Below are 26373 nucleotides of genomic sequence, written 5' to 3'. Positions count from 1 at the left end.
CACAGGAAGGTTGTTGAACCCATGAAGCTGATTACCGCCATCATCAAGCCGTTCACCCTCGAGGACGTCAAGTCCGGGCTCGAGCAGATCGGGGTCGTCGGTATGACGGTGAGCGAGGTGCAGGGGTACGGGCGGCAGAAGGGCCACACCGAGGTCTATCGCGGCGCCGAGTACGCAGTGGACTTCGTGCCGAAGGTCCGCGTCGAGGTCGTGATCGACGACGAGGACGTGGACAAGGTCGCCGAGGTGATCGTGGACGCCGCCCGGACCGGCAAGATCGGTGACGGCAAGGTGTGGGTCTCGCCGGTCGACTCGATCATTCGGGTGCGGACCGGTGAACGCGGCACCGAAGCGGTCTGAGGCGGGCGCGGCGGGCGCCGGCCGGGATCCGGCGGGCGCCCTCTCCGCGGCCCGGGCCGAGGTCATCGCCGAGGCGCGGGCGGGCCGGATCATCGGCGGAGAGTTCCGCCGGGAACTCGAGACCGTCTACGAGGCCTGGCTGGTGCAGCGTGCCCGTGAACTGGGCATCGTCGACGGCAGCGGTTTCGCCGTGGTCGCCGTCGGGGGATTGGGGCGGCGGGAACTCGTGGCCTACTCGGACCTGGATCTGGTGCTGCTGCACGACGAGCGCTACCCGGATCAGATCGCCGAGAAGGCCGACGGGCTCTGGTATCCCATCTGGGATTCCGGCGTGGGTCTCGATCACAGCGTGCGGAGCATTCCGGAGGTCCTGCGGGTGGCCCGCGAGGACACCAGCGCGGTGCTCGGACTGCTCGACGCCCGGTTCATCGCCGGCGACGAGGACCTCGCAGCCCTGATGATCGCCTCGGTCCGCAACCTCTGGCGGATCGAAGCCCGCACCCGGCTGCCCGAACTGGTCGAATCGGCCCGGGCCCGCTGGGAGCGGGCCGGGGACATCGCCCAGCGCGCCGAACCGGACCTGAAGAACGGGCGCGGGGGCATGCGCGATGTGCAACTGCTCAACGCGCTGGCCCTGGCACAGCTCACCGACGGACTGGCCCGGCTCTCGCCGGAACGCTCCGGGTCGCCGGTCGCGCACGCCTACGAACGACTGCTCGACGTGCGGACCGAACAGCATCTGATCGCCGGACGGGCCCGCGAACAGGTGCGGGCCCAGGACGCCGACCAGATCGCCGCCGCACTCGACCTGGGCGACCGATTCGATCTGGCCAGGGTGATCAGCGGGGCCGGCCGCACCACCGAGTTCGCCGTCGACACCGGGCTGCGCACCGCCGCCAACGCGGTGGGCCGGCGCGGGGTGTCGCGACTGCGGCGGCTGCCCGCCCGGCGGCCGCTCGACGAGGGCGTCGTCGAACATCAGGGTGAGGTGGTGCTGGCCCGCGGGGCCATGCCCAGCCAGGACTACGGTCTGGTGCTGCGGGTGGCGGCCGCGGCGGCGCGCAACGAGCTGCCGATCAACGGACCGACCCTCGAACGGCTCGCCCGGTACGCGCAGCCGATTCCCGAGCCGTGGCCGGCCGAACCGCTCAGCGACCTGCTGGTGCTGCTCTCGTCCGGTCCGTCGATGGCGGCGCCCATCGAGGCGCTCGACCGGATCGGCCTGTGGGAGACCATGTTCCCGGAGTGGGCCGGGGTCCGGGATCTGCCGCCGCGCGATTCGGTGCACACCTGGACCGTCGACCGGCACCTGGTGGAGACGGTGGCCAACGCCGCCTCACTGACCACCAGCGTGTCGCGGCCGGACCTGCTGCTGCTCGGCGCCCTCATCCACGACATCGGGAAGGGGCGCGGCGGCGACCACAGCGAGGTCGGCGCGGAACTGGCCGTGGGCATCGGCAGCCGGCTCGGACTGTGGCCGCAGGACGTGCGGACGCTCTCGGACATGGTGGCCCACCATCTGGTGCTGCCGGCGGTGGCCACCCGCCGCGATCCGAGCGATCCGGCGGTGATCGAGTCGGTGGCCGAGACCCTCGGCGACGACCGGGTGCTCACCGAACTGCTCGGGGCGCTGGCCGAAGCGGACTCCAAGGCCACCGGTCCGGGCGTGTGGAGTGACTGGAAGGCGTCGCTGATCGGGACTCTGGTGCGACGGGTCTGCGCACACATCGGTGGGGCGGTGATCCCGCAGCAGGAGGCACTGTCGGCCGAACTGGCCGCGCAGGCGGAGAGCGGCGGGGTGCACGTCCGGCTCGAGGCCGGGGAGGGGCCGACCACCTACCTGGCCACTCTGATCGCACCGGACCAGCCGGGACTGCTGTCGAAGATGACCGGGGTGATCGCGCTGGCCGGACTGCACGCGCACAGTGCGCAGGTGTGCTCGCACGCCGGCTCGGCGGTCAACAGCTTCGTCGTCATGCCCACCTTCGGCGACCCGCCGGATGTGCAGGTGCTCCGGCAGCGTCTGCTGGCGGCCATCGACGGCCGGCTGGACGTGACCGCGCAACTCGACGAACGGGACACCGCGGCGGCCGCCCGGAACCCGGGCGGATCCGCGGTCCCGGTGGCACGGGTGCTGGCGCCGCCACGGGCATCGTGGGTGAACGACGCCGCCTCCGGCACGGTTCTGCTCGAGCTGCGTTCGGTGGACCGGCCGGGTCTGCTCGCCCGGGTCACCGGGGTCCTCGAGCGGGAGGGCGCCGATGTGCGCTGGGCCAAGGTCTCCACGCTGGGCTCGACCGTCGTCGACACCTTCTGTGTGGATCTGGCGCCGGACACTCCGGCGGTGCGGGAGACCATCGCCGACGCCGTGCTCACGGTCTGTCCGGCGGCCGGTTCGACCGCATAGCCGCGCCCCGGCCGCGACGCGCGAGCGCCTCGCGGCCGGGCCCGCCGGGCGTCATGGAAAGATGGAGGCATGTTCGAATCTCTCTCCGATCGGTTGACCGGTGCGCTCAAAGACCTGCGCGGCAAAGGCCGGCTGACCGACGCCGACATCGACTCGACCGCCAGGGAGATCCGGCTCGCCCTGCTCGAGGCGGACGTCTCGCTGCCGGTGGTGCGCACCTTCATCGCACGGATCAAGGAGCGCGCCAAGGGCGCCGAGGTCTCCGGGGCGCTCAATCCGGCCCAGCAGATCGTCAAGATCGTCAACGAGGAACTCGTCGGGATCCTCGGCGGGGAGACCGGCCGGCTGTCGCTGGCCAAGAACCCGCCGACCGTCATCATGCTCGCCGGCCTGCAGGGCGCCGGTAAGACCACCCTGGCCGGCAAACTCGCCGCCTGGCTGGTCAAGCAGGGTCACACGCCGCTCCTGGTGGCCTGTGACCTGCAGCGCCCGGGCGCGGTCCAGCAGCTGCAGATCGTCGGCGAGCGCGCCGGCGTGCCGGTCTTCGCTCCCGAGGCCGGCGCCGCCGTCGGCAGCGAGGGCACCCTCGGCGTCAGCTCGGGCGATCCGGTCAGGGTGGCGCTCGACGGTGTGGCACAGGCCCGGACCAAGCAGTACGACGTGGTGATCATCGATACCGCCGGCCGTCTGGGCATCGACGAGGAGCTGATGCGTCAGGCCTCGGACATCCGGGATGCCACCGACCCCGACGAGGTGCTGTTCGTCCTCGACGCGATGATCGGCCAGGACGCGGTGGCCACCGCACAGGCCTTCGCCGAGGGTGTCGACTTCACCGGCGTGGTGCTGACCAAACTCGACGGCGACGCCCGCGGCGGCGCCGCGCTGTCGGTGCGCGAGATCACCGGCCGGCCGATCAAGTTCGCGTCCACCGGTGAGAAGCTCGAGGACTTCGACGTCTTCCACCCGGACCGGATGGCCAGCCGGATCCTCGGCATGGGCGATGTGCTCTCGCTGATCGAGCAGGCCGAGCAGCACTGGGATGCCGCCGAGGCGGAGAAGGCCGCGGAGAAGATCAGCCAGGGGGAGCTGACCCTCGACGACTTCCTGCAGCAGATGTTGATGATCCGCAAGATGGGTCCGATCGGGAACCTGCTGGGCATGCTGCCCGGCGCCGGCGACATGAAGGACGCGCTCTCGCAGGTCGACGACAAGCAGCTCGACAAGATCCAGGCGATCATCCGCGGCATGACCCCCGCCGAGCGCGACGATCCGAAGATCATCAACGCCTCCCGGCGGCTGCGCATCGCCAACGGCTCGGGTGTCACCGTCACCGATGTCAACCAGCTGGTGGACCGGTTCTTCGCGGCCCGCAAGATGATGTCGCAGATGTCCGGCCGGATGGGTATGGGCGGCGCCAAGCGCAATGCGCGCAAGGGCAAGAAGGGTAAGAACGCCAAGAAGGGCAAGGGCAAGGGCAGGGGGCCGACGCCGCCGAAGGGCATGCGCGGCGGCATGCCGGGCATGATGCCCGGCATGGGGCTGCCGCCGGGGATGGATCTGTCGCAGATGCCGCCCGGTCTCGACCAACTGCCGCCCGGCCTGGAGGGCATCGACCTGAACGACCTGAAGTTCCCCAAGAAGTAGAGGGCGCGCCATGGCTGCCGACCACTACCGGGGCATCGATCCGTTCACCGGCGAGCCGCTCGACCTGTGGGTGCGTGACGGCCGGATCAGCCGCACCGCGCTGGCGGGTGCGCAGACCGTCGCCGACGGCGGCTGGATCGTGCCCGGCCTGGTCGACGCGCACAATCACGTCGGCATCGCGCCGGGGCTGGGTGTGACCATCGACCGGGCGCGCGGCTTCGCCTACCAGGATGCGCGGGCAGGTGCGCTGCTGCTGCGCGAGGTCGGCTCACCGGTCGACACGCATCCGCTCGACGACGATCCGCGCTGCCCCCGCTTCCTGCGCGCCGGCAAGCACATCGCCCGCCCCAAGCGCTACCTGCGCGACTACGGCGTCGAACTCGACGATCCGGACCGCCTGGCCGACGAGGTGCGCCGGCAGGCCCGGGCCGGTGACGGCTGGGTGAAGCTGGTCGGGGACTGGATCGACCGGGAGGCCGGCGATCTGGCGCCGCTGTGGACGTCGGCGCAGCTGCAGGCGGCCGTGGCCGCCGCGCACGAGGAGGGCGCACGGATCACCGCGCATGTCTTCGGCTACGACGCGCTGCCGGACCTCATCGACGCCGGCTTCGACTCCATCGAACACGGCACCGGCCTCACCCAGGACCTGATCGACCGGCTGGTCGAGAAGCAGATCGCCCTGGTGCCCACGCTCATCCAGGTGGAGAACTTTCCCGGCATCGCCGACGGCGCCGACCGGTTCCCCGTGTACCAGTCCCATATGCGTGCGCTCTACGCCGGTGCGCCGGCGGTGTACGCGGCCGCCCGCGAGGCCGGGGTGGCGATCTACGCCGGCACCGATGCCGGCGGCTTCGTCGAGCACGGCCGCATCGTCGACGAGGTGGATGCGCTGACCGGTATCGGCTTCCGCCCGCTCGAGGCGCTGGCGGCGGCCTCGTCGGCGCCGCGCCGGTGGCTCGGCGCCGACGGGCTCGAGGACGGGGACCGCGCGGACTTCCTGGTGCTCGACGCCGATCCGGCTCGGGATCTGTCGACGCTGCGCCGGCCCCGGCACGTCGTGTGCTCGGGCCTGCAGCTCTGAGCTCTGGGGCTCTGAGCTCTGGGGCTCTGAGGTCTGGGGCGCACGGAGGCCATGATCGCCGGTCACAACCGGCGGTCGGAACAGACGGTCAGAACAGCCGGACGATGCCGATCCCGATGAGCAGCACCGAGACGAGGTAGCCGGCGCCCATCGCGACGGCGGTCTTGTTGGCGCGGGCCCTGCCGAAGAGCCGCCCGACGAACGAATGCGGATTGTGCCGCACCAGGCCGAGCAGCAGGGCGGCGAGCAGCGGCAGGCTCAGCGCCACGGTGGCGTAGGGCAGCAGCGCGCCGTAGCGTTCGGCGGCCGGGATATCGGCTGCCGAGAGCACCGCCAGACCGGCGTAGAACGGCACCGAGGTACCGGACTGGATCAGGCCCAGAATGAAGCCGACCAGGACGGTCAGCGGACCCGGTGAACGCAGCGGGGTGAGTATCCGGTCCACCAGCCCCGAGGAGTCGTCGCCGCGCAGCGTCAGCAGGGCCGTGGCCACACCGGTGAGGATGAGCAGGATGCCGAAGACCGGAGAGTCCACGATGTGGGTGATCACGTCGCCGAGCCCGTCGAAGGCCAGCAGCACGATCAGCGCGAGCACCAGCACGCCGAGCCAGTCGCCGAGCAGCAGCAGACTCGCGACGCGGCGGTAGCGGCCCGGCGCGGCCATCATCGCCAGCGCCACGAGCACGCCGATGAGCAGCACATTGATCGCGTCGATGAACGCATAGCCGAGGGCGTTGAGCATGAAGGTGTGTGCTTTCCGTTCCTCGTCCGACGTCCCTGGGGGCGGGAGCCCCGACGACCGAGTCTAGCGGTGCGCCGTCGCGGCCCCGTCGGCGTGGCGTTCGGGAGACAGGTCTGCCAGACCCCGGATCAGCCGGGATCTGGCAGACGAGGTGGTCGACCGGACGAGGTCAGACCAGGGATTTGCTCTTGTACCAGGCGTTCACATTCGGCAGCCAGAGGCAGACGATGATCGCCACGGCCCAGATGATCGAGATGATCGCGGTGATCGAGAGCAGGCCGAGGATGCCCCAGATCACGGTGGCCGTGATCCGCGCCCAGTTCTTCCCGGCGCCCGACTGCGTCGCCACCCAGATCATGACGGCGGCGATGATGCACATGATCACGCCGATGACGACGAACATGGCCGCCAGCGAACTGAGATCGTCGCGGGTCAGGCCGGGCGTCTCGTCGAGCAGGTCCTGCACCGCGCTCGAGTTCTGCAGCGAGTCGGAACTGTTGTACATCGCGCCGACCACGATCAGAGCGATGCCGGACAGGATGGTGAACGCCGACGCGATGATCTGCAGGACCACCGAGACCACCACCCAGCCGGGCCGGGGGAGCGGGCCCTGCGGCCCGGCAGCCGGATACCCCGGGATCCCGGCGGCGGGGATGCCGGGGTATCCGGCTGCCGGGCCGATCTCCGGGCCCGGCCCGAAACCGGCCGGCTGCCCGGACTCGCCGTACCCGGGGGCTGCACCGTAACCGGGGGCCGCGCCGTAGCCGGGAGCTGCGCCGTACCCCGGCGTGGTGCCGTAGCCGGGTGTCGAGCCGTAGACCGGCGGCTCGCCGTAGCCGGGGCCCGAGGGAGCGCCGGCCGGATAGGTCGGGTACTGAGAGCCGTCCGGAGCGGGCTGCGGCACCGCTTCGGTGGCAGCCGAACTCCACGGATCCGGCGGACTCTGCGGAGTGCCACCGGCCTGGGGATCGCCCGAGCCGGGTGGGATCGGGGCGAACTCGGTGGCCGCCCACGCGCCATCGCCGGTGCCGCCGCCGGTGGATCCCCCAGCCGGCTGGTCGACACCGCCCGGCTGGTTGACGGTGGTCGGCTGGTCGGCGCTGCTCGGCTGGTCGGCGCTGCTCGGCTGGTCGACGGTGGTCGGCTCGTCCGCCGGGTCCGGACGTCGCTCGGGGTCGGGGCCGGGCTGGTTCCCGAAGGGATTCTGCTGGTCCTCACTCATAGGGACATTCTGGCACCCGGCGGGCCCGGCGTCGATGATCCGCGGCGGGCCGTGTGCATTTTGGTCGCGGGTGCTGATCTGGCAGAATGGACCGCTGGTTCGCCGGTGCCGGTCACGCGCCGCCCGGCGGTCACCCCATCAGAGATCGCAAAACCGGGCTCGCCGAACGGGCGGGTCGCTGAATTGCGCAGTGACACAAAGGACATCATGGCTGTCAAGATCAAGCTCACCCGTCTGGGCAAGATTCGCAACCCGCAGTACCGCATCGTCGTCGCCGACGCCCGCACCCGCCGTAACGGCCGGGTCATCGAGACCATCGGCAAGTACCACCCGAAGGAAGAGCCCTCGCTGATCGAGGTCGACTCCGAGCGCGCGCAGTACTGGCTGGGCGTGGGCGCACAGCCCACCGAGCCGGTGGCGGCCATCCTCAAGGTGACCGGTGACTGGCAGAAGTTCAAGGGCCTGCCGGGCGCCGAGGGCACCCTCAAGACCGCCGAGGCCAAGACCAGCAAGCAGGAGCTGTTCGCCGCTGCACTGGCCGCCGCCGAGAACGAGCCGGCCGTCGAGGCCACCACCGCCAAGAAGAAGGCCAAGAAGGCCGACAAGGCCGAGGCTGCTCCGGAGACCGCCGAGCCCGAGACCAAGGCCGTCGAAGCGGACCTGGCCGCCGACGGTGAGACCGTCGCTGAGGCGGTCGCCGAGGCCGGTGACGGGGACGCCAAGTGAGCGTCGTCGTCGCTGACGCCGTCGAGCATCTGGTTCGCGGCATCGTCACCAACCCGGACGACGTCCGGGTGGAGCTCATCACCGGCCGTCGCGGCCGGATGATCGAGGTGCACGTGAACCCCGAGGATCTCGGCAAGGTGATCGGCCGCAACGGCCGCACCGCCACCGCACTGCGCACCCTGGTCTCCGGACTGGGCGGGCGCGGCATGCGGGTGGACATCGTCGACACCGATCGCTGATCCGCGCTGATGGATCTGGTGGTCGGCCGGGTCGTCAAGACCCACGGCGTCCGCGGCGAGCTCGTCGTCGACGTCCGCACCGATGCGCCCGATGAGCGTTTCGCGGTCGGCGCCGTGCTGCGCGGTCGCGCACCGCGCGGCGGCGGCGAGACCGACTACACGGTGACAGCCGCCCGGCCCCACGCCGGGCGGCTGTTGCTGTCGCTGTCCGGAGTCGCCGATCGGGGGGCGGCCGAGGCGCTGCGCGGCACCCTGTTCCTGATCGACGCCGACGACGTCGATTCCGGCGACGATCCGGACGAGTTCTACGACCACGAGCTGATCGGCCTGCCGGTCAGCACGGTGGACGGCGAGCAGGTCGGTGAACTCGCGGACGTGCTGCACCTGCCCGGCGGGGAGGTGCTTTCGGTGCGCACCTCCGGCGGCGCCGAGGTGCTGATCCCGTTCGTGCGGGCGATCGTGCCCACGGTGACCCGTGAGCGCATCGTCGTCGACCCGCCCGAGGGTCTGCTCGACGGCGGGCAGTGACACCGTGCGCATCGACGTCGTCACCATCTTCCCCGAATACCTCGATGCCCTGCGGGTGGCGCTGCTCGGCAAGGCCGTCGACGCCGGGCTGATCGACGTGGACATCCACGATCTGCGGGACTGGGCCACCGACGTGCACCGCAGCGTCGACGACAGCCCCTACGGCGGCGGGCCCGGCATGGTGATGAAACCCCAGGTGTGGGGCGATGCGCTGGACGCGGTGTGCCCGGACGACGCCCTGCTGGTGGTGCCCACCCCGGCCGGTGTGCCGTTCACCCAGGCCACCGCCCGACGCTGGAGCACCGAAAACCATCTGGTCTTCGCGTGCGGCCGCTACGAGGGCATCGACCAGCGCGTCTTCGACGACGCCGCCCGGCGGGTGCGCGTCGAAGAGGTCTCCCTCGGCGACTTCGTGCTGATCGGTGGTGAGGCGGCGGTGCTGGCCATGGTCGAGGCGACCACCCGGCTGCTGCCCGGCGTCCTCGGCAATCCGCAGTCGCACCAGGAGGATTCGTTCTCCGACGGATTGCTCGAAGGCCCCAGCTACACCCGTCCGGTGAGCTGGCGCGGACTCGACGTCCCGCCGGTGCTGCTCTCCGGCGATCATGCCAAGGTGGCCGCCTGGCGCCACGAACAGTCGCTCGAGCGGACCCGCGCGCGCCGCCCCGACCTGCTTCCCGACGAGGACGCCGACTGACGCTGCGGCGTGTCATGGAACCGGCGGCGCCCGCGCCGCGTCCAAACCAGCATGCTGAACCTCTCGACCGAGTGGCTGGTGCCGGTGACCACCATTCTGGCCCGGCTCGACTCCATGGATCCCGGCGCGGCCTCCGCCGATGCCGCTGAGATCGGCCGCATCCTGGCGGCGGTGAAGGCCGTCGCCGACCGTCTCGACTGGGTGTTCGGCGATTCCGGAGGCGTCGGCGGCGGCAGCGGGGCGGGGACGACGACTCTCGCCGGTGCGGGTGCGGCCGCCGCCGAAGCCTCGGGCCGATCGCTGGCCGGCCGGCTCACCGCCGCGGCCGCTCAGCTGGCCCCGGTCCAGCAGGCCCTCGCCGGAGCAGCCGGCGACCTGAGCCGGTCCCAGAGCCTGCGGCCACAGGTCGCGATGATCGACCCGGCCCCGGCCCTCGGCAGCACCGACGGACTGCACGCCGCACAACTCGCGGCGGTCGCGGAGACGCTCACGACCCTCTACAACGGCCCCATGTCCGGGCACACCGACGGCATCGCCGTCGAGACGACGGCGCCGGGCCCCGGCACCGCCGATCCGGCGGCCGGCCCCCGCACGGCCGGCACCCTGACGACCGGAGACCCGGTGTCGCAGTCCGCAGGCACCGGCACCGGCACCGGCGATACCCCGGCACCGGCCGGCGTCGTGGCGATGCCCGACGGCGCCGCAACGACCCCGGTGGTGCGCACCACCGCTCCGGGAGCCTCGGCACCGGATCCGGCGCCGAGCGCCCCGTGGAGCGCGGCGGCACCGGGCCGTGCCGGGCCGACCGCCGCATCGCCGGGCGCGGGTCCGGATGACGACCCGCCCGCAGGACCGGCCGCCACCGTCGTGGGCCGGACCGATCCGTCCCCGCGCGACCCCGACCCCGGAGACCGGCGTGTCGGCGGTCTGCACGGCGTCGACCCTCTCGCGGCCGCGGCGACCCTGCTCCCGGCCGCACCGATGCCCGGTCCGGGCGGCGCCGCCGGCCCCGCGGCCGCGGTCCGGGCCGCCGGCGCCACGCCGTCTGTGCCGTCTGTCCCGGGCGGCGCGGCCGGTTCTTCGCCCACATCGCCGGCCGGCCGGGGCGGGCCGGCCAGCGGTTATCCGGCGGGCGGCGGACGCCCCGGCGCACAGGAGGACCGCCGGCACCGCCGGCCCGCGTACCTGCTGTCGGCCGGCGAGGGCGTCGGGCTGCTCGGCACGCTGCCGGTGGCCGGACCGGCGGTGCTCGGCGTCTGGCCCGATGCGGGCGACGGTGACGCGGCCGACGGTGAGAACGGCGCCGCCGATGACGGGCCCGAGTATGCCGACGGTGGGGCAGACGGGCCGGTGCAGGACGATCAGGACCGGGATTTCACCCTCTGACCGGCGCTGATTTCTCATCTGCGGCCCGTCTCTGGCAGAATTGACCGTCGTTGCCCGCCGCCAGTGCGGGCAGACGCGAACTGACACGGGCACGAACCGGTCGAACCCGCTGGTCATCCGGCCGGGCCGCCAGGTTCCTCTGTCCATCATCCACGCCAGATTGGACCGACAATGAACACCCTCGACTTCCTCGACAAGCAGTCCCTCCGCGACGACATCCCGGAGTTCGGCCCCGGCGACACCCTTGACGTGCACGTCAAGGTCATCGAGGGCTCCAAGGAGCGCGTCCAGGTGTTCAAGGGCGTCGTGATCCGCCGTCAGGGCGGCGGCGTGCGCGAGACCTTCACCGTCCGCAAGGTGAGCTTCGGCGTCGGCGTGGAGCGCACCTTCCCGGTGCACAGCCCGAACCTCGCCAAGATCGACGTGGTCACCCGCGGTGACGTCCGTCGCGCCAAGCTGTACTACCTGCGCGACCTGCGCGGCAAGGCTGCCAAGATCAAGGAGAAGCGCTGATCTTCACTAATGTGAATTTGATGGACCGTAAACCGCAAAATCTACGGAACAGACTACGGTAAGCGCGGAATTGAAGAAGTCCCCTAGGAACACCTGGTTCCGGGTTCTTCTTCGGTCCCTCGGCATTGCCGTGGGGCGCCCATCGTCCGGCCGCACGTGGCGGGCCGATGGGCACATCGACATGCCGTGGCCCTGGGGCCGATTCTGACGATCGGCCTGGAGTCTGGCGTTCACCCGGTCCATCCGCTTCTGTCCTTCCCGAACGTCGCTCATCAACCGGCCGTCCGTCCGATCATCGCGACCCAGCTGCGGATCAGGCGCGGTCTGTTCGCGGACCACATCGCCGACGGTTCGGCCGCTCCTGAACCGCATACTGTCGGGTGTCGCCCTCATCGCGGCACCGGGGTGTCCGCTTCGCCCGCGTCGTATCGGCGTTGGGCTTTGAGGTGCGCCCAGTCCCACATCGTTTCCGGCCGGGTCTTCCCGTCGTCCTCGCGGATTTGTACACCCGTCCGCACCCGACCCAACGCGCGCCCCCACCTAGAGCTTCACGTTCGACTGCGCGGCCGTTTCGGCACCGGCGGCGGGGCGCTCGCGCCCGACGGCTTCAGCGAAGGTTCGGGGGGCGGTCGTCGCTGGCGTCGGCGGCGTGGCCTGGTTGTGGCGGCGCTGGCGTCGACTGATCGGCCGTCGTGGGTGAAGCGCTCGGCTGCGGCGGCGTGCTCGGCGGTGCGGGCTGCTTCGTCTCGCGCTGCTGCTTCAAGCGCCTCAGCTTCTCGGCGGCGCTCATCGGCTTCTCGGTCTCGCTCATTGGTCATCTCCTGTTCTGCGGACAGTGGCGCGATCTGCGCACCCAGCCGCTGCGGGCCGTAGAGCGTCGCCGTCGGCGCCGGTGTGGTGGGAATGGTCGAGTATGCCCGCGCTGTGCGCGATCGACTGGGCTTGTCGCCGCGCTTGACGGGGCCGGTCATCGCGGGCTGGCCGGCCTCGTCGGTGATGGCGTACGACAGGCCGCCTTTGGTGCCGCACAGCGCCGACAGGCAGTGCTCGGCGTCGATCGGCAGCAGGGCCGTCCGTCCAGGTTCGGGAACCGTGGCCAGACGGCCGTCGATCAGCGCCTCAATGATGTGTGCGGCGAGAGACGAATCGACCGCTCACGCGGTGACCTCGGCCGGGCCTTGGCCACCAACTCGGCGTGCTCGGGCATACGCTGCCCGCGCGCGGCCGCAATCCGGTCGATCTCGGACCGTTGGGGCTGGCCGGGGACCATCGGCTCGATACCGTGCTCGCGCAGCACTTCGTGGTTGAGGTCTCGCCAGCATTCGTGGTGGCATCCGACACGCCGTGCGAGGCCGGTAGCCATGTCGTGGTTGGCAGGGCGTGTGCGTGCAGCACGCCGTCGTCGCCCTGCAACGCGGTCAGGTGCGGGGTGTCCGGTGCACCCCGGCGCAGCGTAGTGGCGGCGATTTCGCGGGCCTCGGTGACGTGCTCGGGGTTCGCCGGATCGAACCGGTACGGGCCGAAGCTGATCAAGATGTCGTCGCCGGGGTTCTTGCGACGACCCATCAGCAACTCCAGCCGCTCGGCCGCGTCGATAGCGCCAGCAGGGGTTTCGGCGCCGAGATTGTTGCTTCTGCGTGACCACCACCGCACCATCCATCGAGGAATCAACCACCGGAAACCTCATCCACCGTGGCCGCGAGCTGAGCCATGAACTCATCGATCAGTGCGGCCTCGTCGGGGTGGTCGCTGTGAATCCAGCGCGCGATCGGATTGACGATCTCACGCCCATGAGTTCCGACCAGCCGCTACTCCCCGCCGAAGGCGTCTACCACATCGCCATCTCCAAGCCGCCGGTCCTGCAGCGCGGATACCACGAAGATCAGGTCGATGCCTTCCTCGACGCCCTCGAAGCCAAGTTCCGCGATCCGGCCGATCCCGCCCTGGCGCACATCACGCCCGATCAGGTTCGACGGGTAAGATTCAGCGCATCGCCGATGGGACAGCGCGGCTACCACCCCGGCGAGGTCGACGAGTTCCTCGGCCCGTGAGCCGACGACCTGGCGGACCTGGTCGGCGAGGTCCCGGTCGATCACGAATGACGGGCGCCCGCCGGAGCGAACGCTTGCGCCGGACTGACGGCCGACGACATACAGGACTTCGCCTTCGGCAAACCGCTCTTCGGCCGGAGCGGATACAAGGAAGGCCAGGTCGACGGCTTTCTCACGCTCGCGGCGTGGGGTGTCCGGGGCCATGTCTGCCGGCTCACCGCGTGCTCATGACGGTGCGGCGCCGTGGCCGGAGCGGAAGGAGCGCAGAGGATCGCGGACCAGGCGGTCTTTCAGTTCGCGAACCTGCCGTCGGCTGACGGGCAGTTCCACCTCGGCGTCTGGCCGTTCGCGCGGATCACCACCTAAGTGCCGGTGCCCGCGGTGCGCAGCCCGGTCACCATCGGAAGTGCGACCAGGTACGACCGATGGATGCGCGCGAATCCGGCCTCGGCTCAATGGGATTCGAGTGTGGACAGATTCACGCGCACCAGGTAGGCGCCGGTCGCCGTGTGCAGGCGTGCGTAGTCGCCGGCGGCCTCGACCCACGAGATCGTGTCCCGCTGTATTAGCGACGTCACGCCGCCGAGCTCGACGGGGATCACGCTGGTGCACAGTCCCGTCGAAGTGCCGGTGCGGAGCTCCGCCGGAGCGCTCGCGTCGGTCTCCGGCGCAGCGGGATGCCCCGATCCCGCTGACGTGTCCGCTTTGCCGGCGGTGCGGCGGCGGCTGGACGGGCTCCCGCGGAGCTGGGCTCGGCGCCGGGTGCTGCCGCTGTCTCATCGGCGGCAGTGTCCGGACGGCTTGCCAACACCCGTACAATCGCTTGCGCGAGTCGCCCCGCGCGCAGGGGCTTCAGGAGATAGTCGACGGCGCCGACCTCGAACGCCTGGACGGCGCGGTCGTCGCGCGCGGTGACGAAGACCAGGGCCGACGGGCTCGCGTAGCGGGCGAGGCCGGCGGCGAGTTCCATGCCGTTGAGGCCGGGCATCGAGATGTCCAGGAAGGCCGCGTCGACGGATTGTTCGGAGAGCAGCCGGAGGGCTTCGGTGGCGTCCGAAGCGCCGACCACCTCGCCGACGGCCGAGTGTTCTCCGAGGAGGTACGTCAGCTCATCGAGGGCCGGGGCCTTGTCGTCGACGGCCAGGACGCGCAGTGCCGTCCTCGGGGCAGTCCTTCCTGGGCCTGGTTCGCGCGGATTCCGGCGGCGATCCTACCTCCGCGGGAGCCTGTCCAGCCCCTCGCCGAACCGGGCGCGTTCGAGGGCGAGGTACCAGTCGATGGTTGCGGAGGTCGTCGGCGAGTGCGGTGTACTGGCCGGCGGCGCGGAACGACAAGCGGGTGAAGTCGGCGAAGTCGAGGATCAGCTCGCGGGCGCGCGGGATCGGTGCGGACGAACGACGCGGTGGTGCCGAGGGCATTGTAGATGAAGTGCGGGTCGATCTGGGAGCGCAGGGCGAGCACCTCGGCGCAGTACGAACGAGCGCGGGAGGCGTCGAGTTCGGCGAGCTCGAGCTGGGTGGCAGCGTAGTTGGCGACCTTGGTGAGGGCGCCGATCTGGCCCGGGCCGGGCTGCCGGGCGGTGGCGACTACGAGCACTTCGGCGCTGGTGTCGTCGGTGTGTAAACGGTGCGGCGATCAGTGTGCGGACGAGGTTCGCCGAGCCTCCGTGGTCGTCGAACATGGTGCGGCGCTGGGCGTCGAGAGCCTCGCGGGCGAGAGAGGCCGTTACGGGTGCGGTCCAGACGTCGGGGTTGCCGTCCCGGGGGAGCTTGGACCTGGCGATGGCCGAGGGATTCGAGATCGTCGCGATGAGCACGGTCGCGGCGCGGAGTTCCCGGGCCAACGGCAGCAGATAGGCGTCGTGGTACGGCTAGTACTTCAGGAGGAGCGGTCCCCGCCGTCTTGAGGCCAGCCCGCATGGCGCCGGTGAATGCGGCGGCGAACGACGCACGCGGCGGTCGCCTGTGGAACAGGTACATCGGATTGAGCAGCGAACTGCCCGCGGTGGGATCGATCGCGTCGATGTAGTCGTCGGCTTCGAAGAGCCGCGCAGTCTCACAGGCCTCGTCGACATTGAACCCGAGCCGCGGCTTCGCCCCGCGTCCGGGTCCCGGAGCCCCGACACCGTCGTACATGTTGAGTTTGGCCACACTGCGGCGTCGGGGCGGACAGCTTCCCGGACCGTCTCGAGGACCTCGCGCGCCAGGCGCGCGGTTCACCAGCGGTCCTCCGTAACCGTCGCGGCGATGGTTGAGCAGAGGGGAGAGGAACGAACTGATCAGGTCGTTGTGACCGAAGTGGACTTCGAGGGCGTCGAATCCGGAGTCGACGACGAGCTTGGCCGCGGTGGCGAACTTCGCACGCAGCGCGGGGATCTCGTCGTCGGACACCTTGCACGTCAGCGACGTGCCCATGGGCGCCGGCATCGCCCCCGGCCCCAGCGCCTTTGCCCGGTTCGACGCCGAGTCGCCACCGCGTCGGCGTGGCCCAGCTGTGCCGCCGCCAGCGCGCCCTCGGCGTGAGTGGTCCCGGTCAGCCGCTGCAGACCAGGAACCGCCTCCTCGCGCATCCAGATCTGATGCCGGTCGGTACGGCCCTCGCCGGAGACCGCGCAGTACGCCACCGTGCTGATCGCGACTCCGCCGGCGGCGTGCTCGCGGTGGAATTCGATCAGCTCGTCGGTCACAAGTGTGTTGGGGGTCACGACCTCGAAGGTCGCGCACGTGATCAGCCGGTTCCGCAGGGTGCGCGGGCCGAGCCGGGCAGGGAAGAACGGGTCGAAGGACACGCGCCAATTGGAACACGTTCCAGTCGCCGGCCCAACGCCCCGCGGCGCGGCGCGATCCGTGCGGCCCGGCGGCGCGATTCCCGGTGTGGTGCGGCGGGCTCGGCGAATCGGTGTTCACGTGTCCGTAACAGGCCTTGCGCACTTGGCCGGAAGGGGCCTGAAGCGCCGTAACGAAAGGTTAACGGATTGTGTGATCCACGCGATTGAATGACTCGGCGGAAGTGGCGAATACTCGCCGTTGGCGATTGCGCCGAATTCTATCTATCGCAGGAGTGACAATGCCAGTTGCGCGCCATTTGCGCTTGAATCGGAGATCAGCTCTGAAGGCCGGAGCGGTCGGTGCCGCGTACTTCTCTGCCGCCGGCTGGGAGGCGGGTGCCGCCGCTGCCGCTCCCGTCGCGCGGAGTGGGTACCGCGTGGAGGAGAGGACCATTGCTGAACTGCAGCGGGATCTGGGATCGGGGGCGGTGACCGCAGAGCGGCTCGTGCGGGCCTACCTGCGTCGAATCAGGGCGTACGACACGACCCTGAATTCCATGGTGTCGATGAACGCGGCGGCGGTGACTCAGGCCGTCGCACTTGATCGTGAACGTCGATCGGGGAGAGTCCGCGGACCATTGCACGGAATACCGGTGATATTGAAGGACAATTACGACACCGCCGATATGCCGACGAGCGCCGGGTCTATTCTGTTGAGGAACTCGGTGCCTCCGCGAGATGCGACCGTGACGAAGCGTCTGCGTGACGCAGGCGCGGTGATTCTCGGCAAAGCGAACATGAGTGAATGGGCGATATTCATCTCCACAGATTCGTCGGTCACTGGGCAGACTCGCAACCCGTATGGCCTGGAGCACAATCCGGGCGGGTCGTCGGGCGGGACCGGAGCCGCGATCGCCGCCAGCTTCGCCGCGGTCGGGCTCGGGTCGGATACCTCGGGTTCCATCCGTATCCCGTCCGCGTACAACGGGCTGGTCGGATTGCGTCCGACTAAGGGGCTGACCAGCATCGGCGGAGTCGTACCGCTCTGCCCGACGCAGGATGTCGTCGGACCGATGGGCCGCACCGCTGCGGACGTCGCCGTGGTAATGGACGTCATCGCCGGCTTTCGTGACGAGCGCGATCCGGCGACCGCGATCGCTCTGTCGGGGCGGCCGGGGAACGGATTCGTTCGGCAACTCTCGACGTCGTCGCTGGAGGGCCAGCGCATCGGCCTGGCCACCAGCATGTTTCGTGCTGCGGCCGCGCCTTCGGGGGACCGGGAGGTCGACACCATGCTGGCGACCGTGCAGGCGAATCTCCGTCGGCTCGGAGCGACGCTGGTCGAGGTTCCCGAGGTGGACGAACTGGAGAGTCTCGCCGCCGACACCGTGTTGTTCGAGTTCGAGGAGAGCCTGAACACCTACTTGCGTTCCCTGGGGCCCGAGCGGCGGCTGCGCGACTTCGACCAGGCCTTGGTCTCGAACACCGCGGTCTTCTACGCACAGTCGAGGATGATGGCGAGCAAGGTCTCACCCGGAACCGGCTCCGCCGCGTATCGCCAGATCATGCGGCGGCGGGCAGCGGTCCGGCAGAAGGTCCTCGGTCTCTACCGGGCCCACGACGTCTCCGCGCTGCTGTATCCGACGACGCAGACTCCGCCACCGCCCATCCCCGAGGAGCGGCTCACCCGGTCCCATACCGCCGACGTCGCGCCCGTCTGCGGCCTGCCGGCGGTCTCGATTCCCGGCGGCTTAACGCGGGACGGCCTCCCGCTGGGTTTCGACCTCATGGGTACATCCATGTCGGATGCTCGGCTGTTGTCGTATGCGCACGCCTATCAGCATCACTTTCCGCTGCGCCGAGTGCCCAGGTTCGCTCCGGCTCTCGACTGAACCGAACCGCCGGTCAAATGTATCGACTACCTGCAAGACCGCAAAAATGAAGGCCAGACCTGCGCGGCAAGGCTGCCAAGATCAAGGAGAAGCGCTGATCACGCGCTGAACACAGCGTTCCCGACGCCGGCGAACCGGATTCCGGTTCGCCGGCGTCGCGCATCCGGTGCCGCAGCCGGCGATGCACGGCGACGCGCACCGGCCACACTTCGCTACTCTGATATCTCGTGGCAGCACATGATTCCGACGCCGATCGCCCGGAGAACTCCGGCGAGCCGGCCGCATCCGGTCCCGACGCGGCCGACCCTCGCGACCAGGGCGCCGGCGGCAGGCACGCCGCCGCGGGTGCGGACGAGGTGAACACCGCGGGATCGCAGCCCGATCCCGCCGCGGCACCCGAGCAGACCCCGGCAGACGCCGGTCCGGCCCGATCCGACGCCGAGCAGGTCTCTGCCGGCGAGACCGCCGAGGACACCGACACCGACCAGACAGACGAGCCGGCCAAGAAGGGCGGCTTCTGGCGCGAGCTGGTGATCATCGTCCTGATCGTCATCGGCCTGATGTTCATCATCACCCAGTTCTTCTTCCGCCAGTATGTGGTGCCGAGCGAGTCGATGGAGCCGACGCTGCACGGCTGCGAGGGTTGCAGCAACGACCGGATCGTCGTCGACAAGATCACCTACCGCTTCTCCGATCCCGAGCCCGGTGACGTGGTGGTCTTCAAGGCGCCGACTGACTCCTGGCAGGGGGCGTGGACCTCGCCGCGCTCGTCCAATCCGGTGATCCACGGCCTGCAGGACGCGCTCAGCTGGATTGCACTCGCCCCGCCGGACGAGAACAACCTGGTCAAGCGGGTCGTCGCGGTGGGCGGGCAGACCGTGGAGTGCCACGAGGCCGATGGGAAGGGCGTGACGGTCGACGGCAAGTCGCTCGACGAGCCGTACATCGACCAGGACCTGCAGAATCAGGAGTACGGCAATTCCGACGGGACACTCGGCGGCGGCACCTGCTACGGCTCGGACTTCGGCCCGATCACCATTCCCAAGGACCATGTCTGGGTGATGGGCGACAACCGCAGCAACTCGGCGGATTCTCGCGCCCACATCGACGACGAGTTCCAGGGCACGGTGCCGGTCTCCGACATCCGCGGCAAGGTCCGCTTCATCATGTATCCGTTCTCGCGGATCGGCGGGGTGGGCTCCGTCGACCCGCAGTGATGCGGCGACGCTGACCCGTCGTCGCTGATCGAGCAGCAGTGAGAGAACAATTGTGAGCGAGCAACCGGGCCGCTGGCCGCCGCGGGCGATCGTCCGCAACGCCGCCGGGCTGCGCACCCTCGAGGTCACCCTCAGCCGGCACGGACTGGGGCCGGTGGCCGGGGTCGACGAGGCCGGCCGCGGCGCCTGCGCCGGGCCGCTGGTGGTGGCCGCCTGCGTGCTCAACGGCAGCAGGCTCAAATCCCTCGCCGACCTGGACGATTCGAAGAAGCTCAGCGAGCCGACGCGCGAGCGCCTCTACGGCGCGATCACCCGGCATGCGGTCGCCTGGAGCGCGGTGGTGATCGACGCAGCCGAGATCGACCGCATCGGGATCCACGTGGCCAACATCCGCGGCATGCGGCAGGCGGTGGCCGGACTCTCCGTGCGTCCGGGCTATGTGCTGTCCGACGGTTTCGCGGTGCCGGGCCTGGCCGCCCCGTCACTGCCGGTCATCGGCGGGGATGCCCGCGCGGCCTGCATCGCGGCGGCGTCGGTGATCGCCAAAGTGACCCGCGACCGGATGATGGTCGCCCTCGACGGCACGCATCCGGGCTACGACTTCGCCGTGCACAAGGGCTACAGCACCGCCCGGCACATGGAGTGCCTGGACCGGCACGGCCCGTCGCCGGAGCACCGCATGTCCTACCGGAACGTTCGCGATAGGCTGACCGGGTGAGCGCAGAGGACCTGGAGAAGTACGAGACCGAGATGGAACTGTCCCTGTACAGGGAGTACAAGGACATCGTCGGTCAGTTCTCCTATGTGGTGGAGACCGAGCGCCGCTTCTACCTGGCCAACGGGGTCAATCTGGTGCCGCGCAACGCCGACGGCGAGGTGTACTTCGAGATCCACCTGACCGACGCCTGGGTGTGGGACATGTACCGGCCGGCCCGCTTCGTCAAACAGGTCCGGGTGGTGACCTTCAAGGACGTCAACATCGAGGAGCTCGAGCGGTCGGAACTGCGGCTGCCCGACGAGCCGTGATCTGACCCGGCCTGTGGACGAGTCCGCGACTGTCCACAGATGTCGGCCCGGGACGGCCGGCCCGGTTTCGCACGTCTCGCCCGGCGGGCACGCTGAGCGGTATGGGGGAGCAGGCGAAGAGCAGACAGCCGGCGCGGCGTGATCGCTGCGGACGGGTGGGGCAGGTGGGCGAGGACTTCGCCGCCGAGTACGTCGAGTCGCTGGGCTGGCGGATCCTGGACCGGAACTGGCGCACCCGCTTCGGCGAACTCGATCTGATCGCCGCCGACGGTGCCCGGCTGGTGATCGTCGAGGTCAAGACCCGGATGTCGGCCACGTATGACGATCCGGTGGCGGCGGTGACCGCGCAGAAGCTGCGGCGGATGCGGCTGCTGACCCGGCAGTGGCTGGCGGCCCAGCCGGACGGCTCCCCGTGGTGGGAGGAGATCCGCTTCGACGTGATCTCGCTGCGGCTGGACTACCGGCACCCGCAGGACCGGGAGCAGGCCACTCTGCGGCACCACACCGGGCTGGTGGAGTGATGAGCCGGACGGTGGGCAATGTGCATTCGGTGGGCCTGTGCGGCTTCTCCGCCGGGATCATCGAGATCCAGGGCAATGTGGCGTCCGGACTGCCCGGCTTCGCCGTCAGCGGGAACGTCGACCCGTCGCTGCGGGAGGCCAGGGACCGGGTGCGGGCGGCGATCACCAACTCGGGCTTCAAGTTCCCCGATCTGAAGGTCACCGTGGCCCTCGCGCCGGCCAATCTGCCCAAGAGCGGATCGGGCTTCGATCTGCCGATGGCCCTGTCGTTACTGGTGGCCACCGGGCAGACCGAGACCTCCCGGCTGGCCGGCACGGTCTTTCTCGGCGAGCTCGCGCTGGACGGGCGGCTGCGGCCGGTGCGCGGAGTGCTGCCGCTGCTCCTGCACGCCCGCGATGCGGGTTTCGAACGGGCGGTGGTGCCGTCGGGCAACGCCGCCGAGGCCGCGCTGGTCGACGGGATCGCCGTCGGCGGGGCCGGTTCGCTCTCGCACGTGGTGGCCTGGCTCGCCGGGGCCGCCGCGCTCGACGCCGTCGACGGCAGCGTGGTGCCGCCGCCCCCACCGGTACCGGACATGGCCGACGTGGCCGGCCAGAATCAGGCCAGGCATGCGCTGGAGGTGGCCGCGGCCGGGGGCCACCACGTGCTGATGACCGGGCCGCCCGGCATCGGCAAGACCATGCTGGCCTGCCGCCTGCCCGGGATCCTGCCGCCGCTGCAGCCCGAGGAGTCGCTGGAGGTGACCGCCATACATTCGGTGGCGGGCACACTGCCCGAACGCCATCCGCTGATCACCGCACCGCCGTTCGTGGCCCCGCACCACAGTGTGAGCGTGGCCGGTCTGCTCGGCGGCGGCACCGGCGTGGCCGGGCCGGGCGCGGTCTCCCGCGCTCACCGCGGGGTGCTGTTCCTGGACGAGTGCGCCGAGATCGGACCCAAGGTGCTCGACGCCCTGCGTCAGCCGCTCGAGGAAGGACAGGTGCGGATCTCCCGGCGGGATGCGACGGCCACCTATCCGGCGCGCTTTCTGCTGTTGCTGGCCGCCAATCCCTGCCCGTGCGCACCGGCGCAGGACGTGGACTGCGTGTGCAGTTCGGTGGTGCGTCGCCGCTATCTGGGGCGGCTCTCGGGACCGCTGATGGACCGCATCGACATCCGGGTGCAGATGGAGCCGCCCGGCAACGCGGCCCTGATGTCCGAGCCGGGGGAGCCGAGCGCGGCCATCGCCGCGCGGGTGGCCGCGGCCCGGGAGGCGGCGCGGGAGCGCTGGCGCGCCGAGGGCTGGCTGAGCAACTCGGAGGTGCCCGGCAGTGCGCTACGCCGCCGGTATGCGCTGCCGCCGGCGGTGCGGGCCCCGGTCGAGCGCTATCTCGCCGAAGGCCGGATCACCGCCCGCGGCGCCGATCGTGCACTGCGACTGGCCTGGACCCTGTGCGATCTGCGCGGCGCCGACGGGCCCGGCGTCGACGACGTCGCCCAGGCACTGATGTACCGCGACCGGGCCGGTGCGGCGTGAGCGGCGACGACGCGCGGCTGCGGGCCTGGGCCTACCTCGCCGCGGTGGCTGAACCGCCGTGCACGCCGCTGATCGCGCTGGCCGAACGGATCGGTCCGGAGGACGCCGCGCAGCTGATCCGCGCGCGTCGGCTCCCGGCCGGCGGGCTGCTCGAAGCCACCGAGGCGCGCGCCGGAATCGACACGGCGGCGGAGGATCTGCAGACCTGCGCGAAGATCGGGGCACGGCTGGTCACCCGGGACGACGACGACTGGCCCGCCTGGTCGCTGCTGGCGCTCGACCGGGCCGGCAGCGCCGCACGTGCCGGGGCTCCGCTGGCCCTGTGGGTGCGCGGTCCCGGCCCGCTGACCGGGTTGGGCGACCGGGCGGTGTCGGTGGTGGGCTCGCGGGCCGCCTCCTCGTACGGCGACTACGTGGCCGGCCGGCTCAGCGGCGAGCTGGCTGCCCGGGATCGGGTGGTGCTCTCCGGCGGCGCCTACGGAATCGACGGCGCCGCCCATCGCGGAGCCCTGGCCGCGGGCGGATCGACGGCGGCCATCCTAGCCTGCGGCATCGACCGGGACTATCCCAGCGGACACGCCGGGCTGCTCGCCGAGATCGCCCGCACCGGACTGGTGATCAGCGAGTACGCACCCGGCACCACCGCGGCCAAGTACCGATTCCTCACCCGCAACCGGCTCGTCGCGGCCCTGGCCGGGGCGGTGGTCGTGGTCGAGGCGGGCCGCCGCTCCGGGGCCGCGAACACCGCGGCCTGGGCGCGCGGACTGGGCCGGCCGCTGGGGGCGGTGCCCGGACCGGTCACCAGCGCCACCTCGGTCGGCTGCCACCAACTGATCGCCGACGGCGAGGCGGCGCTGGTGACCGACGCCGATGCGGTGCTGGCCCTGATCGAGCCGGACGGGCACGACAACCACCGTCCGTCGGCGCCGCGGCCGCTCGACGGGCTCGCGCCCGACCAGCTCAAGGTGATCGAGGCGCTGCCGGCCCGCGGGGCACTGGGCATCGACGAGATCGCTTTCGTCTCCGGGCTGCCCACCGCCGGGGTGCGGGCAGCGCTGGCCATGCTGGAGGTGGAGGGTCTGATCGACGGCGCCTCGGGCCGCTGGTCACTGCGACCGGCGGGCCTGACCGGCCCTCGGGATGTAACTTAGGGCACCCTGACTTGCCGTCGTCCGACGGGTAGCGTGGATGTCATGGCGCGTGAACTGAACACGATGACAGTGCTGCGAACCGAGCAGCTTTCCGGGCACTTCGTGCGGGTCTGGCTCGGCGGTGACGGCTTCGACGGCTTCACCCCGGCCGGCTCCGCCGAGGCGCCCGACACCGACATGTACGTGAAGCTGATCTTCGCACCGGCCGGTGTCGAGTACCCGCAGCCGTTCGATCCGGAGGCGATCGCGCGGGACTATCCGCAGGACCAGCAGCCGATCCTGCGGACCTACACGATCCGCCGCTACGACCCGGCCGCCCGGGAGCTCGCCATCGACTTCGTGGTCCACGGCGACGAGGGCATCGCCGGACCGTGGGCGGCCCGTGCGCAGCCGGGGGAGACGGTGAACTTCTTCGGCCCGGGCAGCGGCTACCGGCCCGACCCGGAGGCTCCGTGGCACCTGCTCGTCGCCGACGAGTCCGGTCTGCCCGCGGTGGCCGCGGCTCTCGAGGCGATGCCCGCCGATACCGTCGCCAAGGTCTTCCTGGAGGTGGGCGGACCGGAGGACGAGTTGCCCCTGACCGCCCCGGCCGGCGCCGAGATCACCTGGGTGCACCGCGGCGCGTCCTCCGATGCGGCCGGCGACGAGGTGGCCGGCGACAATGCGCCGCTGATCGAAGCGGTGCGCACGGCGCACTGGCTCGACGGCGAGCCGCAGGTCTTCGTCCACGGTGAAGCCCAGACGGTGATGAAGAACCTGCGCCCGTACATCCGCAAGGAGCGCGGCGTGAGCGCGAAACGGGCCGCCTCGATCTCCGGCTACTGGCGCCGGGGCCGCACCGAGGAGGGCTTCCGGCAGTGGAAGGCCGACGAGCGGGCCGCCGCGGGCGGTGACACCGCCAAGGGCCCGCGTTCGGTGGCGCGCGCCGTCTTCGGCAAGCGGGGCGGGGCCAAGTAGGCTCGGCTCATGGCCGGGGTGCTGACGCGGTTCGCGGACTACCTGCGCTTCGAGAAGGGGCACAGTGAGCACACCGTGCGCGCCTACACCGGCGACGTGAAGGGCCTGATCGCCTTCGCCGGGGCACGGGCAGTCCCGGTGGGGGACATCGATCTGCCGCTGCTGCGTGCCTGGCTGGCCGAGCACACCCGCCGCGGGGCCGCCCGCACCACCGTCGCCCGTCAGGTGTCCTCGGCCAAGACCTTCTGTGCCTGGGCGGCGCGCGAATCCGTGCTGCCGGCCGATCCGGCGCTGCGGCTGCAGGCGCCCAAGGCGCATCGGGTGCTGCCGACGGTGCTCGACGCCGACGAGGCCGACCGGGCGGTGACCGCCGCCGCGGGAGATGAGCCCGACGAACCCGTCGCCCTGCGCGACCGCCTGATCCTGGAGCTGCTCTACTCGTGCGGCATCCGGGTCGGTGAACTGTGCGGTCTGGACTGCGGCGACGTCGACGCCGACCGGCGGGTGCTGCGCGTGGTGGGCAAGGGCGACAAGCAGCGCAGCGTGCCGTACGGTCCGCCGGCGGCCCGGGCACTGCAGGACTGGCTGACCCGCGGACGGCCGGAACTGGCGACGGCGGCCTCGGGAGAGGCGCTGCTGCTCGGCGTCCGCGGTGGCCGCCTCGACCAGCGCATGGCCCGCACCGTGGTGCACCGCGCCACCGGCGAGGCCGGCACCTCCATCGGCCCGCACGGTCTGCGGCACAGTGCCGCCACCCACCTGCTCGAGGGCGGCGCGGACCTGCGCGTGGTGCAGGAACTGCTCGGCCACTCCTCGCTGGCCACCACGCAGCTCTACACCCATGTGTCTGTGGAGCGGCTGCGCAAGGCGCACGAGCAGGCCCACCCGCGGGCGTGAACGCCGGCCTCTACTCCCACGGCTTGAGCCGGATCCGCAGCAGGCCCAGCAGCCAGAGCGGATCGATGTAGCGGGCCTGCTTCCCCGACCCGATCCGGGCGCCCCAGTGCAGGCAGGCGGCGGCGCGGCAGCCGGGATGGCCCGTATCGAGGAAACCGAGCACCTGCCCGCGGCTGACCTGCTGGCCGGCCCGCACGGTGGCACGGACCGGCTCGTAGGTGGTGATCAGGCCGTCGGAATGACCGACCGAGACCAGCGGCCGTCCCGCAACCGATCCGGCGAAACGCACCGTCCCCGCGCGGGCGGCGATCACCGCCGCGTCTTCGGGCGCAGCCAGATCCACCCCGCGGTGCCCGGCCTGCCAGCGCCGGGCCGGCGGATCGAAGGGGCGCACCACGGCGGGCCGGGGCGCGAGCGGCCAATCGTAGCCGGCAGGCGAGGGGGCGGCCGCGACGGTGCCCGGCCGGCCCGGGGCGAGTGGTGTGGGCAGGCTGCCGGCCGGAACGGCCAGCACGGTCAGCGCGATCAGCGGGGCGGCGATGCCGCGAAGGAGCGGAATACGGTTCATACAGGTTGGACGCAGGCCGGCGGCATCGGGATCCGTTTTGTCCCCGGCGTGTCGGCGCGTAGACTGGACAACTGCATCTCGTCCCTCCGGGGATGAGGTGACTTCGCGCGTCTGCGCGTCCACCGTCACCGCCGGTCCTCCGGCGCGGGGCGGGGACACCCCGACCGAAGATCGCGGTCCCGGACTCCGGGCGACTTCGGCGGCAGGCGCCAGGCTCGGCCGCCGGACCTCGGCAGCCGGGAACAACTGCGAGAAAAAGGAACA

General features: G+C 71.0%; 26 protein-coding genes and 3 pseudogenes. 22 read left to right on the top strand and 7 right to left on the bottom strand.

Translation table 11 applies throughout. The features are described from left to right. Positions 1 to 21 precede the first annotated feature (21 nt). The 4 genes from ACJMNC_RS02095 to ACJMNC_RS02080 all read left to right on the top strand — a co-directional run bounded on the left by ACJMNC_RS02095 (position 22) and on the right by ACJMNC_RS02080 (position 5492). On the top strand, positions 22 to 360 hold the full coding sequence (locus ACJMNC_RS02095) for a P-II family nitrogen regulator (RefSeq protein ID WP_408946287.1): 339 nt from the start codon (positions 22 to 24) through the stop codon (positions 358 to 360). After that, positions 335 to 2767, top strand: a complete 2433-nt coding sequence (locus ACJMNC_RS02090; protein ID WP_408946286.1) for a [protein-PII] uridylyltransferase — start codon at positions 335 to 337, stop codon at positions 2765 to 2767. Before ACJMNC_RS02095 ends, ACJMNC_RS02090 begins: the two co-directional genes overlap by 26 nt. Before the next feature lie 69 nt (positions 2768 to 2836). Beyond that, positions 2837 to 4411, top strand: coding sequence for a signal recognition particle protein (ffh, locus tag ACJMNC_RS02085; RefSeq protein ID WP_408946285.1), 1575 nt, complete (start codon positions 2837 to 2839; stop codon positions 4409 to 4411). Positions 4412 to 4421: 10 nt separating this feature from the next. Next, positions 4422 to 5492 carry an amidohydrolase family protein gene (locus ACJMNC_RS02080; RefSeq protein WP_408946284.1) on the top strand — a complete coding sequence of 357 codons (1071 nt, stop codon included), beginning with the start codon at positions 4422 to 4424 and terminating at the stop codon, positions 5490 to 5492. 88 nt (positions 5493 to 5580) lie between these two features. On the opposite strand, the gene ACJMNC_RS02075 is transcribed toward ACJMNC_RS02080, so the two are convergent. After that, positions 5581 to 6234 carry a hypothetical protein gene (locus ACJMNC_RS02075; RefSeq protein ID WP_408946283.1) on the bottom strand — a complete coding sequence of 218 codons (654 nt, stop codon included), beginning with the start codon at positions 6232 to 6234 and terminating at the stop codon, positions 5581 to 5583. Between the two features lie 169 nt (positions 6235 to 6403). Next, positions 6404 to 7456 (bottom strand): hypothetical protein, encoded by a 1053-nt coding sequence (locus ACJMNC_RS02070; protein WP_408946282.1) that lies wholly within the window; start codon positions 7454 to 7456, stop codon positions 6404 to 6406. 207 nt (positions 7457 to 7663) lie between these two features. Here ACJMNC_RS02070 and rpsP point away from each other — a divergent pair, with 207 nt between their 5' ends. From rpsP to rplS, 6 genes are all read left to right on the top strand, one after another. Then, positions 7664 to 8182 carry a 30S ribosomal protein S16 gene (gene rpsP / locus ACJMNC_RS02065; protein ID WP_408946281.1) on the top strand — a complete coding sequence of 173 codons (519 nt, stop codon included), beginning with the start codon at positions 7664 to 7666 and terminating at the stop codon, positions 8180 to 8182. Beyond that, on the top strand, positions 8179 to 8421 hold the full coding sequence (locus ACJMNC_RS02060; RefSeq protein ID WP_408946280.1) for an RNA-binding protein: 243 nt from the start codon (positions 8179 to 8181) through the stop codon (positions 8419 to 8421). The genes rpsP and ACJMNC_RS02060 overlap by 4 nt, the downstream gene beginning before the upstream one ends. Positions 8422 to 8430: 9 nt before the next feature. Then, entirely contained in the window at positions 8431 to 8949 is a 519-nt protein-coding gene (gene rimM, locus ACJMNC_RS02055) for a ribosome maturation factor RimM (protein WP_408946279.1), read from the top strand. Positions 8950 to 8953: 4 nt separating this feature from the next. Next, a complete protein-coding gene (gene trmD / locus ACJMNC_RS02050; protein ID WP_408946278.1) occupies positions 8954 to 9646 on the top strand; it encodes a tRNA (guanosine(37)-N1)-methyltransferase TrmD in 693 nt (230 codons plus the stop codon). 51 nt (positions 9647 to 9697) lie between these two features. Continuing rightward, positions 9698 to 11032, top strand: coding sequence for a hypothetical protein (locus ACJMNC_RS02045; protein ID WP_408946277.1), 1335 nt, complete (start codon positions 9698 to 9700; stop codon positions 11030 to 11032). 171 nt (positions 11033 to 11203) lie between these two features. Further along, complete coding sequence (gene rplS, locus ACJMNC_RS02040; RefSeq protein WP_235722285.1) at positions 11204 to 11545, top strand: 50S ribosomal protein L19; 342 nt, start codon at positions 11204 to 11206, stop codon at positions 11543 to 11545. A 607-nt stretch (positions 11546 to 12152) separates the two neighbouring features. Here the strand turns inward: rplS and ACJMNC_RS02035 are convergent. After that, positions 12153 to 12356: a hypothetical protein gene (locus ACJMNC_RS02035; RefSeq protein ID WP_408946276.1), complete on the bottom strand. Its 204-nt coding sequence runs from the start codon at positions 12354 to 12356 to the stop codon at positions 12153 to 12155. 575 nt (positions 12357 to 12931) lie between these two features. Between ACJMNC_RS02035 and ACJMNC_RS02030 the strand changes: the two genes are divergently transcribed. The 3 genes from ACJMNC_RS02030 (at position 12932) to ACJMNC_RS02020 (ending at position 13827) form a co-directional block, all read left to right on the top strand. Then, positions 12932 to 13186 (top strand): hypothetical protein, encoded by a 255-nt coding sequence (locus tag ACJMNC_RS02030; protein WP_408946275.1) that lies wholly within the window; start codon positions 12932 to 12934, stop codon positions 13184 to 13186. Continuing rightward, positions 13183 to 13596 carry a DivIVA domain-containing protein gene (locus ACJMNC_RS02025; protein WP_408946274.1) on the top strand — a complete coding sequence of 138 codons (414 nt, stop codon included), beginning with the start codon at positions 13183 to 13185 and terminating at the stop codon, positions 13594 to 13596. The genes ACJMNC_RS02030 and ACJMNC_RS02025 overlap by 4 nt, the downstream gene beginning before the upstream one ends. Before the next feature lie 84 nt (positions 13597 to 13680). Next, the gene (locus ACJMNC_RS02020; RefSeq protein ID WP_408946461.1) at positions 13681 to 13827 is read left to right on the top strand and encodes a DivIVA domain-containing protein; all 147 of its coding nucleotides are present in this window, start codon (positions 13681 to 13683) and stop codon (positions 13825 to 13827) included. Here ACJMNC_RS02020 and ACJMNC_RS02015 read toward each other — a convergent pair. The 3 pseudogenes from ACJMNC_RS02015 to ACJMNC_RS02005 all read right to left on the bottom strand — a co-directional run. After that, positions 13822 to 14749 (bottom strand): annotated as a pseudogene (locus ACJMNC_RS02015) (LytR/AlgR family response regulator transcription factor). The gene ACJMNC_RS02020 and the pseudogene ACJMNC_RS02015 sit on opposite strands and share 6 nt — an antisense overlap. Positions 14750 to 14827: 78 nt before the next feature. After that, positions 14828 to 15189 (bottom strand): annotated as a pseudogene (locus tag ACJMNC_RS02010) (histidine kinase); the annotation flags it as partial. A 217-nt stretch (positions 15190 to 15406) separates the two neighbouring features. Continuing rightward, positions 15407 to 16384: pseudogene (locus tag ACJMNC_RS02005) on the bottom strand (NADH:flavin oxidoreductase); the annotation flags it as partial. A 416-nt stretch (positions 16385 to 16800) separates the two neighbouring features. Between ACJMNC_RS02005 and ACJMNC_RS02000 the strand changes: the two are divergent. From ACJMNC_RS02000 to ACJMNC_RS01960, 9 genes are all read left to right on the top strand, one after another. After that, on the top strand, positions 16801 to 18255 hold the full coding sequence (locus ACJMNC_RS02000; protein WP_408946273.1) for an amidase: 1455 nt from the start codon (positions 16801 to 16803) through the stop codon (positions 18253 to 18255). Between the two features lie 356 nt (positions 18256 to 18611). Further along, positions 18612 to 19472, top strand: a complete 861-nt coding sequence (gene lepB, locus ACJMNC_RS01995) for a signal peptidase I (RefSeq protein ID WP_408946460.1) — start codon at positions 18612 to 18614, stop codon at positions 19470 to 19472. A gap of 52 nt (positions 19473 to 19524) precedes the next feature. Then, positions 19525 to 20190 carry a ribonuclease HII gene (locus tag ACJMNC_RS01990; protein ID WP_408946272.1) on the top strand — a complete coding sequence of 222 codons (666 nt, stop codon included), beginning with the start codon at positions 19525 to 19527 and terminating at the stop codon, positions 20188 to 20190. Beyond that, positions 20187 to 20498: a DUF2469 domain-containing protein gene (locus ACJMNC_RS01985; protein WP_408946271.1), complete on the top strand. Its 312-nt coding sequence runs from the start codon at positions 20187 to 20189 to the stop codon at positions 20496 to 20498. The genes ACJMNC_RS01990 and ACJMNC_RS01985 overlap by 4 nt, the downstream gene beginning before the upstream one ends. A 101-nt stretch (positions 20499 to 20599) precedes the next feature. Next, positions 20600 to 21019, top strand: a complete 420-nt coding sequence (locus tag ACJMNC_RS01980; protein WP_408946270.1) for a YraN family protein — start codon at positions 20600 to 20602, stop codon at positions 21017 to 21019. After that, on the top strand, positions 21019 to 22536 hold the full coding sequence (locus ACJMNC_RS01975; RefSeq protein ID WP_408946269.1) for a YifB family Mg chelatase-like AAA ATPase: 1518 nt from the start codon (positions 21019 to 21021) through the stop codon (positions 22534 to 22536). The genes ACJMNC_RS01980 and ACJMNC_RS01975 overlap by 1 nt, the downstream gene beginning before the upstream one ends. Then, entirely contained in the window at positions 22533 to 23687 is a 1155-nt protein-coding gene (dprA, locus tag ACJMNC_RS01970; RefSeq protein ID WP_408946268.1) for a DNA-processing protein DprA, read from the top strand. The genes ACJMNC_RS01975 and dprA overlap by 4 nt, the downstream gene beginning before the upstream one ends. A gap of 42 nt (positions 23688 to 23729) precedes the next feature. Next, positions 23730 to 24644, top strand: a complete 915-nt coding sequence (locus ACJMNC_RS01965; protein WP_408946267.1) for a siderophore-interacting protein — start codon at positions 23730 to 23732, stop codon at positions 24642 to 24644. Positions 24645 to 24653: 9 nt separating this feature from the next. Further along, on the top strand, positions 24654 to 25541 hold the full coding sequence (locus tag ACJMNC_RS01960; protein ID WP_408946266.1) for a tyrosine recombinase XerC: 888 nt from the start codon (positions 24654 to 24656) through the stop codon (positions 25539 to 25541). Positions 25542 to 25551: 10 nt separating this feature from the next. Here ACJMNC_RS01960 and ACJMNC_RS01955 read toward each other — a convergent pair whose 3' ends face one another. Beyond that, positions 25552 to 26109, bottom strand: coding sequence for a M23 family metallopeptidase (locus ACJMNC_RS01955; protein ID WP_408946265.1), 558 nt, complete (start codon positions 26107 to 26109; stop codon positions 25552 to 25554). Positions 26110 to 26373: the final 264 nt, after the last annotated feature.

The sequence above is a fragment of the Gordonia sp. VNK21 genome (genome assembly GCF_046098115.1).
Lineage (GTDB): Bacteria > Actinomycetota > Actinomycetes > Mycobacteriales > Mycobacteriaceae > Gordonia.
This window is presented reverse-complemented; position numbering and strand designations above follow the sequence as displayed.